Annotated in this window: 12 protein-coding genes; 4 read left to right on the plus strand and 8 right to left on the minus strand. The window is 65.3% G+C overall.

The genetic code is table 11. The features are described from left to right. Positions 1-22: 22 nt before the first annotated feature. The 7 genes from AC07NK_RS19505 to AC07NK_RS19535 all read right to left on the minus strand — a co-directional run bounded on the left by AC07NK_RS19505 (position 23) and on the right by AC07NK_RS19535 (position 7,675). The gene (locus tag AC07NK_RS19505) at positions 23-3,556 is read right to left on the minus strand and encodes an autotransporter family protein (protein WP_495172291.1); all 3,534 of its coding nucleotides are present in this window, start codon (positions 3,554-3,556) and stop codon (positions 23-25) included. A gap of 222 nt (positions 3,557-3,778) precedes the next feature. Beyond that, a complete protein-coding gene (locus tag AC07NK_RS19510; protein WP_495172292.1) occupies positions 3,779-4,267 on the minus strand; it encodes a hypothetical protein in 489 nt (162 codons plus the stop codon). 91 nt (positions 4,268-4,358) lie between these two features. Continuing rightward, on the minus strand, positions 4,359-4,895 hold the full coding sequence (gene rpsI / locus AC07NK_RS19515; RefSeq protein WP_495172293.1) for a 30S ribosomal protein S9: 537 nt from the start codon (positions 4,893-4,895) through the stop codon (positions 4,359-4,361). After that, positions 4,895-5,374, minus strand: coding sequence for a 50S ribosomal protein L13 (gene rplM / locus AC07NK_RS19520; RefSeq protein ID WP_495172294.1), 480 nt, complete (start codon positions 5,372-5,374; stop codon positions 4,895-4,897). The genes rpsI and rplM overlap by 1 nt, the downstream gene beginning before the upstream one ends. 152 nt (positions 5,375-5,526) lie before the next feature. Then, entirely contained in the window at positions 5,527-6,273 is a 747-nt protein-coding gene (locus AC07NK_RS19525) for a hypothetical protein (RefSeq protein WP_495172295.1), read from the minus strand. Positions 6,274-6,338: 65 nt separating this feature from the next. Next, entirely contained in the window at positions 6,339-6,653 is a 315-nt protein-coding gene (gene cutA / locus AC07NK_RS19530; RefSeq protein ID WP_495172296.1) for a divalent-cation tolerance protein CutA, read from the minus strand. Continuing rightward, a complete protein-coding gene (locus AC07NK_RS19535; protein WP_495172297.1) occupies positions 6,650-7,675 on the minus strand; it encodes a COX15/CtaA family protein in 1,026 nt (341 codons plus the stop codon). The genes cutA and AC07NK_RS19535 overlap by 4 nt, the downstream gene beginning before the upstream one ends. 105 nt (positions 7,676-7,780) lie before the next feature. Between AC07NK_RS19535 and AC07NK_RS19540 the strand changes: the two genes are divergently transcribed. Next, entirely contained in the window at positions 7,781-8,173 is a 393-nt protein-coding gene (locus AC07NK_RS19540) for a MerC domain-containing protein (RefSeq protein WP_495172298.1), read from the plus strand. A gap of 38 nt (positions 8,174-8,211) precedes the next feature. Continuing rightward, positions 8,212-8,676 carry a Fur family transcriptional regulator gene (locus tag AC07NK_RS19545; protein WP_495172299.1) on the plus strand — a complete coding sequence of 155 codons (465 nt, stop codon included), beginning with the start codon at positions 8,212-8,214 and terminating at the stop codon, positions 8,674-8,676. Positions 8,677-8,683: 7 nt separating this feature from the next. On the opposite strand, the gene AC07NK_RS19550 is transcribed toward AC07NK_RS19545, so the two are convergent. Continuing rightward, positions 8,684-9,289 (minus strand): TetR/AcrR family transcriptional regulator, encoded by a 606-nt coding sequence (locus AC07NK_RS19550; RefSeq protein WP_495172300.1) that lies wholly within the window; start codon positions 9,287-9,289, stop codon positions 8,684-8,686. A gap of 77 nt (positions 9,290-9,366) precedes the next feature. On the opposite strand from AC07NK_RS19550, the gene AC07NK_RS19555 reads away from it, so the two are divergent. Beyond that, positions 9,367-9,963, plus strand: a complete 597-nt coding sequence (locus AC07NK_RS19555; protein WP_495172301.1) for an NAD(P)H-dependent oxidoreductase — start codon at positions 9,367-9,369, stop codon at positions 9,961-9,963. A gap of 108 nt (positions 9,964-10,071) precedes the next feature. Beyond that, a complete protein-coding gene (dxs, locus tag AC07NK_RS19560; protein WP_495172302.1) occupies positions 10,072-11,994 on the plus strand; it encodes a 1-deoxy-D-xylulose-5-phosphate synthase in 1,923 nt (640 codons plus the stop codon). Positions 11,995-12,016 lie beyond the last annotated feature (22 nt).

Genomic DNA, 12,016 nt, shown 5'->3' on the forward strand with positions numbered 1-12,016 from the left:
TCTTCGTTGCCGGAACCGGCGATCAGAAGCGGAAGGTGATCGATCCGCGATAGGTCTGCGCCGACAGATCACTGCGCGCGACCGTGGTATCGGCCGAAATCGACAGGTCGACCGATCCCGCCTTGAGCGTCAGGCCACCGCTGATCTCGCCCCAGTCCTTGTCCTGACCGTTGAGCGCGAAGGCGAAGCCGCTTGGTGCGCCGACCAGATTTGCGAAGACCACGCCGGGCTGATCGCTGAACTCATGGACAAAAGTGCCGGTGACGAACGGCCGCACCCTGGACGACTTTCCGGCGGCGAGGGTGAGGCCCGCGCGGCCCTGCCAGCTGCTATACTCCTGACGCCGCAGGTCGAGCGCGACCGGCCCGCCGGTCTCCAGCGCACTGCCGAAGCCGATATAGGTGCCGCGGCCGGCGATCCGTGGTGTGATCTCGAACGCGTCACCACCCAGATTCTTGCTGATGCCGAGCTCGGTGCTGAGCACCAGCGCGGCGTCCGAGGCGCGGAGCGTGTAGGGCGTGCCGAGGAAGTTCACCACGCGGCTGGTCTTCGAGTTGACTGCACCGGCGGTGACATGGCCGTCGACGATCAGGCCGCCGGCGGTGCTGGTCTTGGCGTAGAGGGTGCCCTGGAAGGACTGGTTCTGCGCCGTCTGCCCTGCGAGCGAGGCTGTGCCGTCGAGGTCCGTATAGGACAGCGCAAAGCCGACAAAGCCGCTGTCGCCCGCTGCGACTTCGATACCGCCGCCCAGGTACCAGCCGTTGAAGTCGTCGCGTCCGCCGATGCCGGTCATCGACCGGCCGTCACCGGTAAGATACCCGCCCGAGACGAAGCCGCTCATATTGTCGGGCAGCGCGCCTTCCTGCAGCACCATCGGTGCGGCCATGTCGCTGGCGACCGGCTTGGCCCCCGGCATCGGCGCGAGCCCGAGCGCGGCAACCTGGATCGGCCGGCCGTAATGCGCGACCGAGCCGTCCATGTTCGACGCGTCGAGGTTGCGGATGCGGTTGCGGATGAAGTTCGCGTTCGAATCCACCGCTGCGAAAGCCAGCGTCTGCACCGTCGATTCGGTCGCCGGCGCGAGGGCGCTGAGGGTCGAATTGATCGTCGCCGCATTCTGGAGATCGAGCGGACCGTAGAGTGAGTCGTAGTTCGCCGCACGGCTGCGGTTCGAGTCCAGCATGCGGGCGTAGGTGTAGGCGATCGTGTTCGTCGGCGAGACGATATCCCGGTAATTGCCTGCGACGATGTTCAGCGTCACCGCATTTGCACCGTAGCTCAGCGTCGGGCGCAGGATCGCGCTGAGTGAACCCGGTGCGTTGAACGTGCCGGTGACCCCGCCCTCCGCGGTCAGGATGGTGTAGCTGTTGCCGCCACGTAGCGTCGTCGCGGAGTAGGCGAGCTGCAGCGTACCGCCGACATTCGCCTGGTTGCCGGCGCCCGCCACCACGATGCGGTCTGAAGTCCCGTTGGCGCCAAGGTCAACCAGATAGCCCGATCCCGACGACATCACGAGGCCACCGTTGAAGGTCAGCGTGCCGACCGTCGTCACCGTGCCCGGCGCAAAGCTGCCCAGCACGCTGGTGGTGAACGGCGCGTTGACCGTGCCGGTGCCGGTCAGCAGGCCCGACAAGATCAGATAGTCGCCGCGGGAGGTCAGCGTGCCGTTGTTGACGATCGTACCGGTGTTCTGGCGGATCTCGATCAGACTGGTGAGCGACGCGCCGCTGGCAATGGTCAACTGCGAGGTGGCGCCCATGATCGAGAAGCGGTCGATCGTGACCGCCGAGTTGAGCGTGACTACACCGGCGTTGCGCAGCGTTACGTCGTAATAGCGCCCGATCTGACCGGTGGTTCGTACACCGTCGACATTGTTCGGCGTGAACCCGGTTGCGCCAGGCAGGCCGTTGGCGAGGGTCGGCGTCGGGCGCACCGTGTCCGAATAGCCGGGGGCGGCCTGAGCAGTCTCGACCGGGGTTAGACCGTTGCTGCCGGTGATTTCGGCAAGCGCCGGCGCGTTCGTCTCGCTCGAGCCGTTGGGCACGTTGTTGCGGACCTGACCGGTGGCGAGATCGTAGCACTCGTTCGACGCCGGGTTGCTCGACGTGCTCGGCGACTGGAAACACACCTCGCCGAAGTTCGGTCCGTTGCCCGAATTGGCGCCGCCAAGATTAGTCGGCAGGCCGTTGACCAGTTGTCCGTTAGTGATGATCTGATAATTCGGATCGAGCTCGGTCACCCAGGCGGCATTGTCCTCCCAGTTGCGGTTGCCCGCGACGGCTGTGACGTAGCGATACGGGTTGTTGGCGACGACCCAATCCCAGTAGAGGAAAAGCGGCTGGTAGAAGCTCTGCGTGCCATAGCTGCCGCCTTGCTGGCCGGCGAAGAAGGTTGAGCCGCCGGAGAGCACGCCGATCACGACCTGCTTCGAGAATGCGCGGTCGAGAATCAGCGGGCCGCCCGAGTCGCCAGGACCCGTGGTGCCTTCGCGCGGCAGCGCATTGTCCCGGAAACCGTTAAAGTCTCGCGGGTTCGCCGTGGCGGTGCCACGCGCGGGATCGTCGAAATCGAGGAAATAGAGCAACTGCGGCCGCGAGGGCGAGCCCGGGGCTCCGAACAGGGCGCTGTTGCGCGTGTCGAACGACGCCAGCGCACCAAGCATGTTCTCGGCGGCGCGGCGGCGGTAGTTGCCGCTGACGGACGCACCGGTCGTGCCGTTGCCATAGGCGCCATAGCCGCCGATGTTGACATGATAGCCGGTGCCGGTCGCGGGATCGATGCTGCCCGGGGTCGGCAGCGGCGAGAACAGCAGCGCCCAGGTCGGGACGCCGGCGGCGGGAGCGTCGAGCACGCCGGTCGCGATATCGGCCTCGAGGAAGCACGAAGTGGGCGCAGTGCACGACGCGGACGCCAGCGAGCGCGGATCGTAGAAGACCTGGCTCATATTGTAGAAGTGCTGGACGGTATTACTCTGGAAGCGGCCGGCCTGGCTCGCGCCGGATCCGAGCAGCCAGCGGACCAGCTCGTCGGTCTGGCCTGCCGCGTTGGCGCGGGTATTGGTCTCGAAGCCGACGCCAGCGCCGACGCCGCCCGAATTGGCGCCATAGGCAGTCGCCGCACGCGTATTCACGCAATGCGCGGCGAAGATGACCGTACGGGGATTGATCAGCGTGCCGGTGCAGGTGCCGATGAACCCACCGCCCGAGTCGACGATGATCTGTCCGATTCCGGTGATGTTGGTCGGATCATAGCTATTCGGCAGGGTCGGGCTGACGACCGGGCTGTAGTTGTTGTTGATCGTGATATGCGGCGACTCGACCACGTCATCCGGCGTGACGAAGCCATTCTGGGTAACCGGAACGACGCTGAGCGGCGTGGCGTGCGCCGTCTCGACCAGATCGGCGATCCGGACGCTGTTATGGGGGCTTTCGACGACGTCGCTGGCAGTGAGCGATTGGGCCTGAGCGATGCCGGGTGCAGTCAGCGCGAGGCCGAGTCCTGCGGCCGAAAGATAGAGAGAAGCGCGGACGCGCCGCTGCGAACGTGCAAAATGCATGATTAGCCCCCTGTGTTGACCCGGCCGGCCCAGACCAGGTTGGATAAGCGAAGGCTATGCGGAAGAAGGGGGGCGTCAAGTCCCGGTCGTTACAATTGTGTCTATTTGTCTGTCGATAGATGCGCGGCAGCCACAGTTTGTTACCGATCCGGGTAGATTGCTGTACCCGAAGCGGGAAGCCGTTCCGGAGGCGGAATTACTTGTAAACGGTTCCCGCGATGTTCAGCGCAGCCAGCGCGTCATCGCCGGGAATGCCGGGAGCCCCAAGGCTTTGGCCTGGCGCGGTTCTGCGCTCATGCCATAGAATTGCAGCATCGGTACGCCGATCCCGGTTCCGCCATTGGCATAGGATTTCATATAGTTCTCGCCTCCGCCATAATAGCCGGCCGCGTGAAAGACGTGTTCCGGGTCGATTTCCAGCGCGATCGCGGCGGCATAGGACCAGGCCATCGCCGCCATTTCCTCGCCCGGGTCGGAAGAGACTTCAGTTTGGCTGGCGCGCGTCGCCGGATCGCTCACCGCGATATGCCCGGCTTCGTGGAGCAGGTCGCCCGGCCAGGGCAGAACTTCCGGATCGAAGACCAGAGTATCGCCGCGCACTGTCGTGCCGGGCAGCAGCGAATCGCCGGGGACGGGCTCCACCGCCACGGGGATGCCGATCTCCTCAAGGAATGGGACGATCCGGGCGACAAGCGGGTCTGTGAAGCGCATGACGCGCTCTAAACGATGCGGGGGGCGGTCACGCAACGAAAAAGGGCGGCCCGTTGCGGGGCCGCCCTTGTTCTGTTCGATCCGGAAGGGATCAGCGCTTCGAGAACTGGAAGCTGCGGCGGGCCTTGGCCTTGCCGTACTTCTTACGCTCGACCGCGCGGCTGTCGCGGGTCAGGAACCCGGCGGCCTTGACCGGGGCGCGCAGCACCGGCTCATACTTCGTCAGCGCTTGCGCGATGCCGTGCTTGACCGCGCCGGCCTGGCCCGAAAGCCCGCCGCCCTTGACGGTGCAGATCACGTCATACTGGCCGTCACGCTCGGCGACGCCGAACGGCTGGTTGATGACGAGACGCAGCGTCGGACGCGCGAAATAGACTTCCTGGTCACGGCCGTTGATCGTGATCTTGCCCGAGCCGGGCTTGATCCACACGCGGGCAACGGCGTCCTTGCGGCGGCCGGTCGCATAGGCGCGGCCATAGGCGTCGAGTTCCTGCTGGCGCAGCGGAGCGTTCGACACAACCGGGGCACCTGCCAGATAGGCGTCAGCGCTGGTCGCTTCGACGGCGCCCTCGGGCGCGCCGGCGGCGATCTCGGCGAGATCGGAAAGGGACTGGCGATTGTCGGACATTATGCGCCCACCTTGTTCTTGCGGCTCATGGCCGCGATATCCAGGACTGCGGGGTTCTGGGCTTCGTGCGGATGCTCGGCGCCCTTGTAGATGCGCAGGTTGCGCATCTGCTGACGACCCAGCGGGCCGCGCGGGATCATGCGCTCGACGGCCTTTTCCAGCACGCGCTCGGGGAAGCGGCCTTCCAGCACCTTCTGCGCGGTCACTTCCTTGATGCCGCCGGCATAGCCGGTGTGCTTGTAATAGACCTTGTCGGCCAGCTTCTTGCCGGTGAAGCGCACCTTGTCGGCGTTGATGACGATGACATTGTCACCGCAATCGACGTGCGGGGTGAAGCTGGTCTTGTGCTTGCCACGCAGGACGTTGGCGATCACCACCGCAGCGCGGCCGACGACCAGGTTCTCGGCATCGACGATATGCCACTTCTTCTCCACCTCGGCCGGCTTTACCGACTTGGTGGTCTTCATCAGCGCCTTCATGGGGCCAGACCTCGTGTTAAATGCGTGACGCCGCCCATCACGGACGGCGCGAACGGCGGCCAAATGACGAATGAGGGGCGGAAAGTCAAGAAAACTGCGGGTTTGTTGACGGGTATTATGATACCTGCGTCATATGCAGCTGCTTCTGCGGTCTAAGGTACGCGAAGTGTTGTGATGCTCACGCGGGTAGCGGGCGGCGCTCCCGCCAGTTCGGTGCGCACCGAGTCGCGTGTTTCCAGCACCAGCCCGCTGACGGGATCGACCGTGCGGGAGCTCTCGAGTTCGATGCGGCCGGCGGCGGGCCCCCCGGACCCGCGTACCGTCACCTCGCCCGTCGCGCTGACCGAAACGACCAGGTGTCCCCCCGCACGACGCACGGCGCGAATTCCGTCCAGTTGTGTGGAGCCGAACGCAGATCCGGCCGGGACTCGCACCGCGCGCGGTTGCGATTCCCCGGCAATGGCAATGTCGGCGGCGATCAGCGGCTCGACCAGCGAGGCGAGGGTCTGTTGCTGGCGTTCGGGCGGCATCGGCGCGAGCGCGGCGAGGATCGCGCGGATTTGCGCGGCGCGCCTGCGGTCCAGATCACCGGTCCCTGTCGGCGCCAGCGCGGTGATGCCATCAAGGAACGCCTTCCACACTGTCGGCTGATCGTCGATTGCGGTCACGCGCCCCGCCCGATCGAGCTGAAGCACGACGGTCCGTCCGGCGATCCGGGCGAATCCGGCGCGGAACATGGCCGCGGAATTGTCGTCGTCCACGGTTGCGGGCGCGCCGGACTCGATCGTTACCTCGGCACGAAACCCCGTGTCGGCGCGGCGGAAGACGATGCGCCGGGCATTGGTGAAGCGCCGCGTGACGCCGGCGTCGGTCCGGGTCGCTTCGGTCACCGCGCGCAACGGTCGATCAAGGGGCGGCGCAAAGCCGGTGGTGCTTGCCTGAGCCGCGAAGAGGAGTGCCGCGATCAACGCGTGGAATCGTCGACCCAGTCCGCGACCGCATCTCCCGCGGCGGAGGGCCAGATCTCGATTGTGGGCAGGCCATAGCTGTGCAGCGCCGCAATCTGGTCAGCCAGTTCGCGGGCGAGCTGTGGTGTGGTCTTGAACAGCGCGCGATATTCGGTCGCGGTTTCGACCTTACCCTGCCACCGGTAGATCGAACTGCACGCGCCGAGCAGGTTGACGCAGGCGGCCAGCCCGTCCTCCACCATGCGCCGCCCGATATCCTCGGCCTCATCTGCCGTGGCGAAGGTCGCATGGACGAGCGCAATGTCGCTCACCTGCGGCGGCCTACCGAATGGGCGCCCCATGCGGCTGCGGCAACGACCAGCGCGCCAACCACCTGATGCGTCGCGGCGACATGGAGGTGGACGCCGGTCCATACGGTGGCGATGCCAAGCAATATCTGGGTACCGAACGCGATGTGGATCGCGACCGACGCCTTGCGGTCGCCCGCGGACTTCGCGCGCCGCGCCAGCACGATCAGCGCGGCAACCGTGACCCATGCCCACCAGCGGTGGAACCAGTGGATCATTGCCGGATCGTTGAGCATCGCGTCGAGGAAGGGCCGCACGGCGAGCACTTCGGACGGGAAGAACTTGCCGTTCATCAACGGCCATTCGTTGGTGACGAGGCCTGCATTGAGGCCAGCGACGAACGCGCCATAGACCAGCTGGATGAACAGAATCAGCCCGGTCCAGACGGCAACACCCGTCAGCCGCGCCGGACGGTAGCCGGGATCGCGGGCGAGCCCGCGCATGTCGAGCGCGGTCCAGACCAGCGCCGCCAGAATGAACAGCGCGAGCAGCAGGTGCGCGGCGAGGCGAAAATGGCTAACATCGGTTCGCTCGGCGAGGCCGGAGGTGACCATCCACCAGCCGATCACCCCCTGCAACCCGCCCAGGATCAGCAGGCCGGTGAGCCGGACGCCATAGCCTTGCGGGATTGCGCGGCGGATCGCGAACCAGACGAGTGGCAGCGCAAACGCGACGCCGATCAGCCGCCCGAGCAGCCGGTGCAGATACTCCCAGAAATAGATGCCCTTGAATGCCTCAAGGCTCATCCCGGCATTGATCTGCTGATATTCGGGGATGCGCTTGTATTTCTCGAACTCGGCCAGCCACGCGGCTTCGGACAGCGGGGGCAGAGTGCCCGTTACCAGTTTCCATTCGGTGATCGACAGTCCCGATTCGGTCAGGCGGGTGACCCCGCCCACGCCGACCATCAGCACGATCAGGACGGCGACGAAGAACAGCCAGTTGGCGATCGCGCGCGGGCGGGCGGTATGGGTAAACTGCGACACGCTCGCCGTTTATGCCGTGCCAACCATAAATGCCAGCGAAACGCCCGGAAACGCGTCGCAAATCACCGTGTATGTTATGTTGTAACTTCGCTGGTCTGCTTCTATATGGCGCGCATGGCCCATGCGCTTGCCCCACGATTCTGGGAACAGGTCGATTCGCGGTTCGATCGCTTTGCGATCGGGCTGTCGAGCCTGTGCCTGGCGCACTGCCTGGCCAGCACGGTGCTGCTCGCGCTCGCCTCGGCGGCAGGCGCTTTTCTGCATCCTGCGATCCATGAGATCGGGCTGGTCCTCGCGATCCTGTTCGGGCTGGTCGCGCTGGGGCGTGGCATCTGGAAGCATGGCTATATGCTGCCGTCCGCGGTCGGCGCTTTTGGCCTCGGCATGATGGCCGGCGCGCTGACGCTGCCGCATGGCGGGCAGGAGATCGTGTGGACGGTGATCGGCGTCGCGGTCCTTGCGCTCGGCCACGACCTTAACCGCCGTGCGACTTACTGAAGCTTGCTGCAACGCCCATGCGGGCCTACATTCTGCCTATGCACGCGCACAATCATAGCCATCACGAGCCGCAGGGCGCCGATCTCCCGCGCGCCGCGCAGGCGACGCTGGAAAAAGCCGGAGAGCAGTGGACCGCGATGCGCGCTTCGATCTTCGAGGCGCTTTCGGGGTTCGACAAGCCGGCGTCGGCCTATGACATCGCCGAAGCGGTGTCGAAGCGCGAAGGGCGCCGTGTCGCTGCCAACAGCGTCTATCGTATCCTCGACCTGTTCGTATCGACCAACCTTGCCCGCCGGGTGGAGAGCGCGAACGCCTATGTCGCCAACGCGCACCCGGACTGCCTGCACGATTGCATCTTCCTGGTCTGCGATTCGTGCGGTCAGACCACGCATATCGATGACGATACGATCACCAAGTCGGTCCGCACCGCTGCCCGGGGCGCGGGCTTCACGCCCGTGCGCCCGGTAATCGAGGTGCGCGGCAAGTGCGCCGACTGCAGCTGAACCTGGTCTAGCGCACTTCCACCATTGCCCGGATCGTGCGGTCGAGCTCCGTGATGGCCTCGTCGCGCGGCACCGCGCCCGTTGCTGCGGCATAGGAGAGCAGCTGCGCCGCACCGATCAGGCTCCACAGTCCTGCCGGTGAAATATCGCCCGACGGCGCGAAGGGCGCGAGCAGCACCCGGCATTTTTCCATGAACGCGGCGAAGAACTCGCGCTTGATGCTCTCCATTTCGGGCGAGCCTTCGAGTGCCGCGACGACCCCCGGAATCTCGCGGCCCTGCGAGAGCACGCAATCGACATAGGACGACGCGATCACGCTCGCCCGGTCGGCCAGCGTCGGCTTACTGTCATCGAGTGCAGCGTTCATCAGCGCGGTCTGGCGTGCGTCGAAGTTGCGGAACAGCGTCGCGAGTAGCCCCGCGCGCGTGCCGAAATGGCTGTACACCACCGGCTTCGTCACGCTGGCGCGCTCGGCCAGGTGGCCAAGCGTGAGCGCATCAGTCCCTTCTTCGCGAACGATCCTCCAGGCGAGGTCGAGCAACTGCGTAAGCCGGTCGTCGCGCGTCATTCGCACGCGCTTGTCGGCCCCGACGGCCGATGGATCACTTGACATCACTATATACCATTAGTAACTTACTATCAGTATATAGGCATCCAAGCCGGTATGCCAGACCCTTTTGGAGACTGAAGATGCGCAACCTGCTGGTGATTTCTCATCCCGATCCCAATTCGCTGACCCACGCCATCGCGGACGCGGTGGCGAACGGGCTTCGCGCATCCGACCCGATGGCGAGCATAGAGATCGCGGATCTCACGGCGGAAGGGTTCGACCCGCGCGAAACCGCGCGCGATCTTGCCGTTCACCTGCAGACGGAGACCCCGGCAGATGACGTGCTCGCCGAACAGGCGCGGCTCGACCGTGCCGACCGGCTGGTGCTGGTCTATCCGGTCTATTGGTGGTCCTTCCCGGCGATGCTGAAGGGCTGGCTCGACCGGGTGTTCACCAACGGCTGGGCCTATGGCTATGACGAGGGCAGCGACCGCAAGAAGCTCCGCCGGCTGGAAGTGGTGCTGATCGCCGTCGCGGGCGCCGATGCCGGCACCTATGCGCGCCATGGCTATTTCGGCGCGATGCGAACCCAGATCGATCACGGTATCTTCGACTATGTCGGCGCACGGGTGGTCCGGCACGAACTGCTGCTCGAATCGCATGGCGAGAGCCAGCAGGCCAATCTCGACGCCGCGTACAAGCTGGGTCATTCGCTGACGATGCGCCGCGCCGCCTGAGGGACGGGCGGCCGTTTCAGCGACTGCTCATCTTTCGCTCATGACGTTGAACCCCTTGTTGTTACAGGGGCGTTGGACAGGTTCATGACGCTGGAGTAAGTGCGCTAGATGGCCGACCTTCCCAAGACGCCGTTGCTCGACACGGTCGACACGCCGCACGATCTCCGCACGCTCAAGCCCGCCCAGTTGCGCCAGCTGGCCGATGAACTGCGCGCGGAAACCATCAGCGCCGTCGGCACCACCGGTGGGCACCTTGGTTCGGGACTTGGTGTGGTCGAGCTGACCGTCGCGATCCACTATGTGTTCAACACGCCCGATGACCGGCTGGTCTGGGATGTCGGGCACCAATGCTATCCGCACAAGATCCTGACCGGGCGTCGCGACCGCATCCGCACGCTGCGTCAGGGCGGGGGGCTCAGCGGTTTCACCAAGCGCAGCGAGAGCGAGTATGATCCGTTCGGCGCCGCGCACTCGTCGACCTCGATCTCGGCAGCGCTCGGATTCGCAGTCGCCAACAAGCTCGCGGGCACGCCGGGGCGCGGGATTGCCGTGATCGGTGACGGCTCGATGAGCGCCGGCATGGCCTATGAGGCGATGAACAATGCCGAGCAGGCGGGGAATCGCCTGATCGTCATCCTCAACGATAACGACATGTCGATCGCGCCGCCGGTGGGCGGACTTTCGGCCTATCTGGCGCGCGTCGTCTCTTCGTCCGAATATCTCGGCCTGCGCAACTTTGCGAAGAAGCTCACCCGCCGCATCTCGCGCCGCCTGACCAACGCGGCATCGAAGACCGAGGAATTCGCGCGTGGCATGGTCACCGGCGGCACGCTTTTCGAAGAACTGGGCTTCTATTATGTCGGTCCGATCGACGGTCACAATCTCGATCACCTGATCCCGGTGCTCGAGAATGTTCGCGACTCCAGGGAAGGCCCCGTGCTGATCCATGTCGTGACCAAGAAGGGCAAGGGCTATGCCCCCGCCGAAGCGGCGGCGGACAAATATCACGGCGTCCAGAAGTTCGATGTGATCACGGGTACGCAGGTCAAAGCGCCGCCGGGACCGCCGTCCTATCAGAATGTGTTCGGTGAGACGCTGGCGAAGCTCGCCGAGAGCGATCCGAAGATTTGCGCGATCACTGCGGCGATGCCCTCGGGTACCGGGGTGGACAAGTTCGCCAAGGCGCATCCCGACCGCGCCTTCGACGTCGGCATCGCCGAACAGCACGCCGTCACCTTCGCCGCTGGCCTCGCCGCACAGGGCATGCGCCCCTTCTGCGCGATCTACTCGACCTTTTTGCAGCGCGCTTACGATCAGGTCGTTCACGACGTCGCCATCCAGAACTTACCGGTGCGCTTCGCGATCGATCGTGCCGGCCTCGTCGGCGCCGACGGTGCGACGCATGCGGGCAGCTTCGACGTCACCTATCTCGCGACGCTGCCCAATTTCGTGGTGATGGCCGCCGCCGATGAGGCGGAGCTGGTCCATATGACCCGTACGGCCGCCGAATACGACGCGGGTCCGATCGCGTTGCGCTATCCGCGCGGCAACGGCGTTGGCGTGCCGCTTCCCGAGCCCGAACTGCTCGAGATCGGCAAGGGTCGCATCGTGCGTGAGGGCAAGAAGGTCGCGATCCTCTCGCTGGGCACCCGTCTCGCCGAAGCGCTTAAAGCCGCCGACATGCTCGAGGCCAAAGGGCTGTCGACGACCGTCGCCGATCTGCGCTTCGCCAAGCCGCTCGACGAGGCGCTGATCCGACGCCTGCTCACCACGCATGAAGTCGCGGTGACGATCGAAGAGAATGCCGTCGGCGGTCTCGGCGCGCATGTCCTGACGATGGCGAGCGACGCCGGGCTGATCGACAACGGCCTCAAGCTGCGCACGATGCGCCTGCCAGACATCTTCCAGGATCAGGACAAGCCCGAGCTGCAATATGACGAAGCCGGCCTCAACGCCCCGCACATCGTCGATACAGTGCTCAAGGCACTGCGCTGGAACGAGACGGCGGCCGAGAGCGGCGTACGCGCCTGAACCGCTTCCCAATAAATTCGTG

Source organism: Sphingomonas sp. GW821-FHT09B04, assembly GCF_059418285.1.

Excerpts from the sequence above, each read along its gene's own strand:
- AC07NK_RS19540 (WP_495172298.1), top strand. The coding sequence starts at position 7,781 with ATGGCGCGCATGGCCCATGCGCTTGCCCCACGATTCTGGGAACAGGTC.
- AC07NK_RS19545 (WP_495172299.1), top strand. The coding sequence starts at position 8,212 with ATGCACGCGCACAATCATAGCCATCACGAGCCGCAGGGCGCCGATCTC.
- AC07NK_RS19550 (WP_495172300.1), bottom strand. The coding sequence starts at position 9,289 with ATGTCAAGTGATCCATCGGCCGTCGGGGCCGACAAGCGCGTGCGAATG.
- AC07NK_RS19505 (WP_495172291.1), bottom strand. The coding sequence starts at position 3,556 with ATGCATTTTGCACGTTCGCAGCGGCGCGTCCGCGCTTCTCTCTATCTT.
- AC07NK_RS19510 (WP_495172292.1), bottom strand. The coding sequence starts at position 4,267 with ATGCGCTTCACAGACCCGCTTGTCGCCCGGATCGTCCCATTCCTTGAG.
- rpsI (WP_495172293.1), bottom strand. The coding sequence starts at position 4,895 with ATGTCCGACAATCGCCAGTCCCTTTCCGATCTCGCCGAGATCGCCGCC.
- dxs (WP_495172302.1), top strand. The coding sequence starts at position 10,072 with ATGGCCGACCTTCCCAAGACGCCGTTGCTCGACACGGTCGACACGCCG.
- rplM (WP_495172294.1), bottom strand. The coding sequence starts at position 5,374 with ATGAAGGCGCTGATGAAGACCACCAAGTCGGTAAAGCCGGCCGAGGTG.
- AC07NK_RS19555 (WP_495172301.1), top strand. The coding sequence starts at position 9,367 with ATGCGCAACCTGCTGGTGATTTCTCATCCCGATCCCAATTCGCTGACC.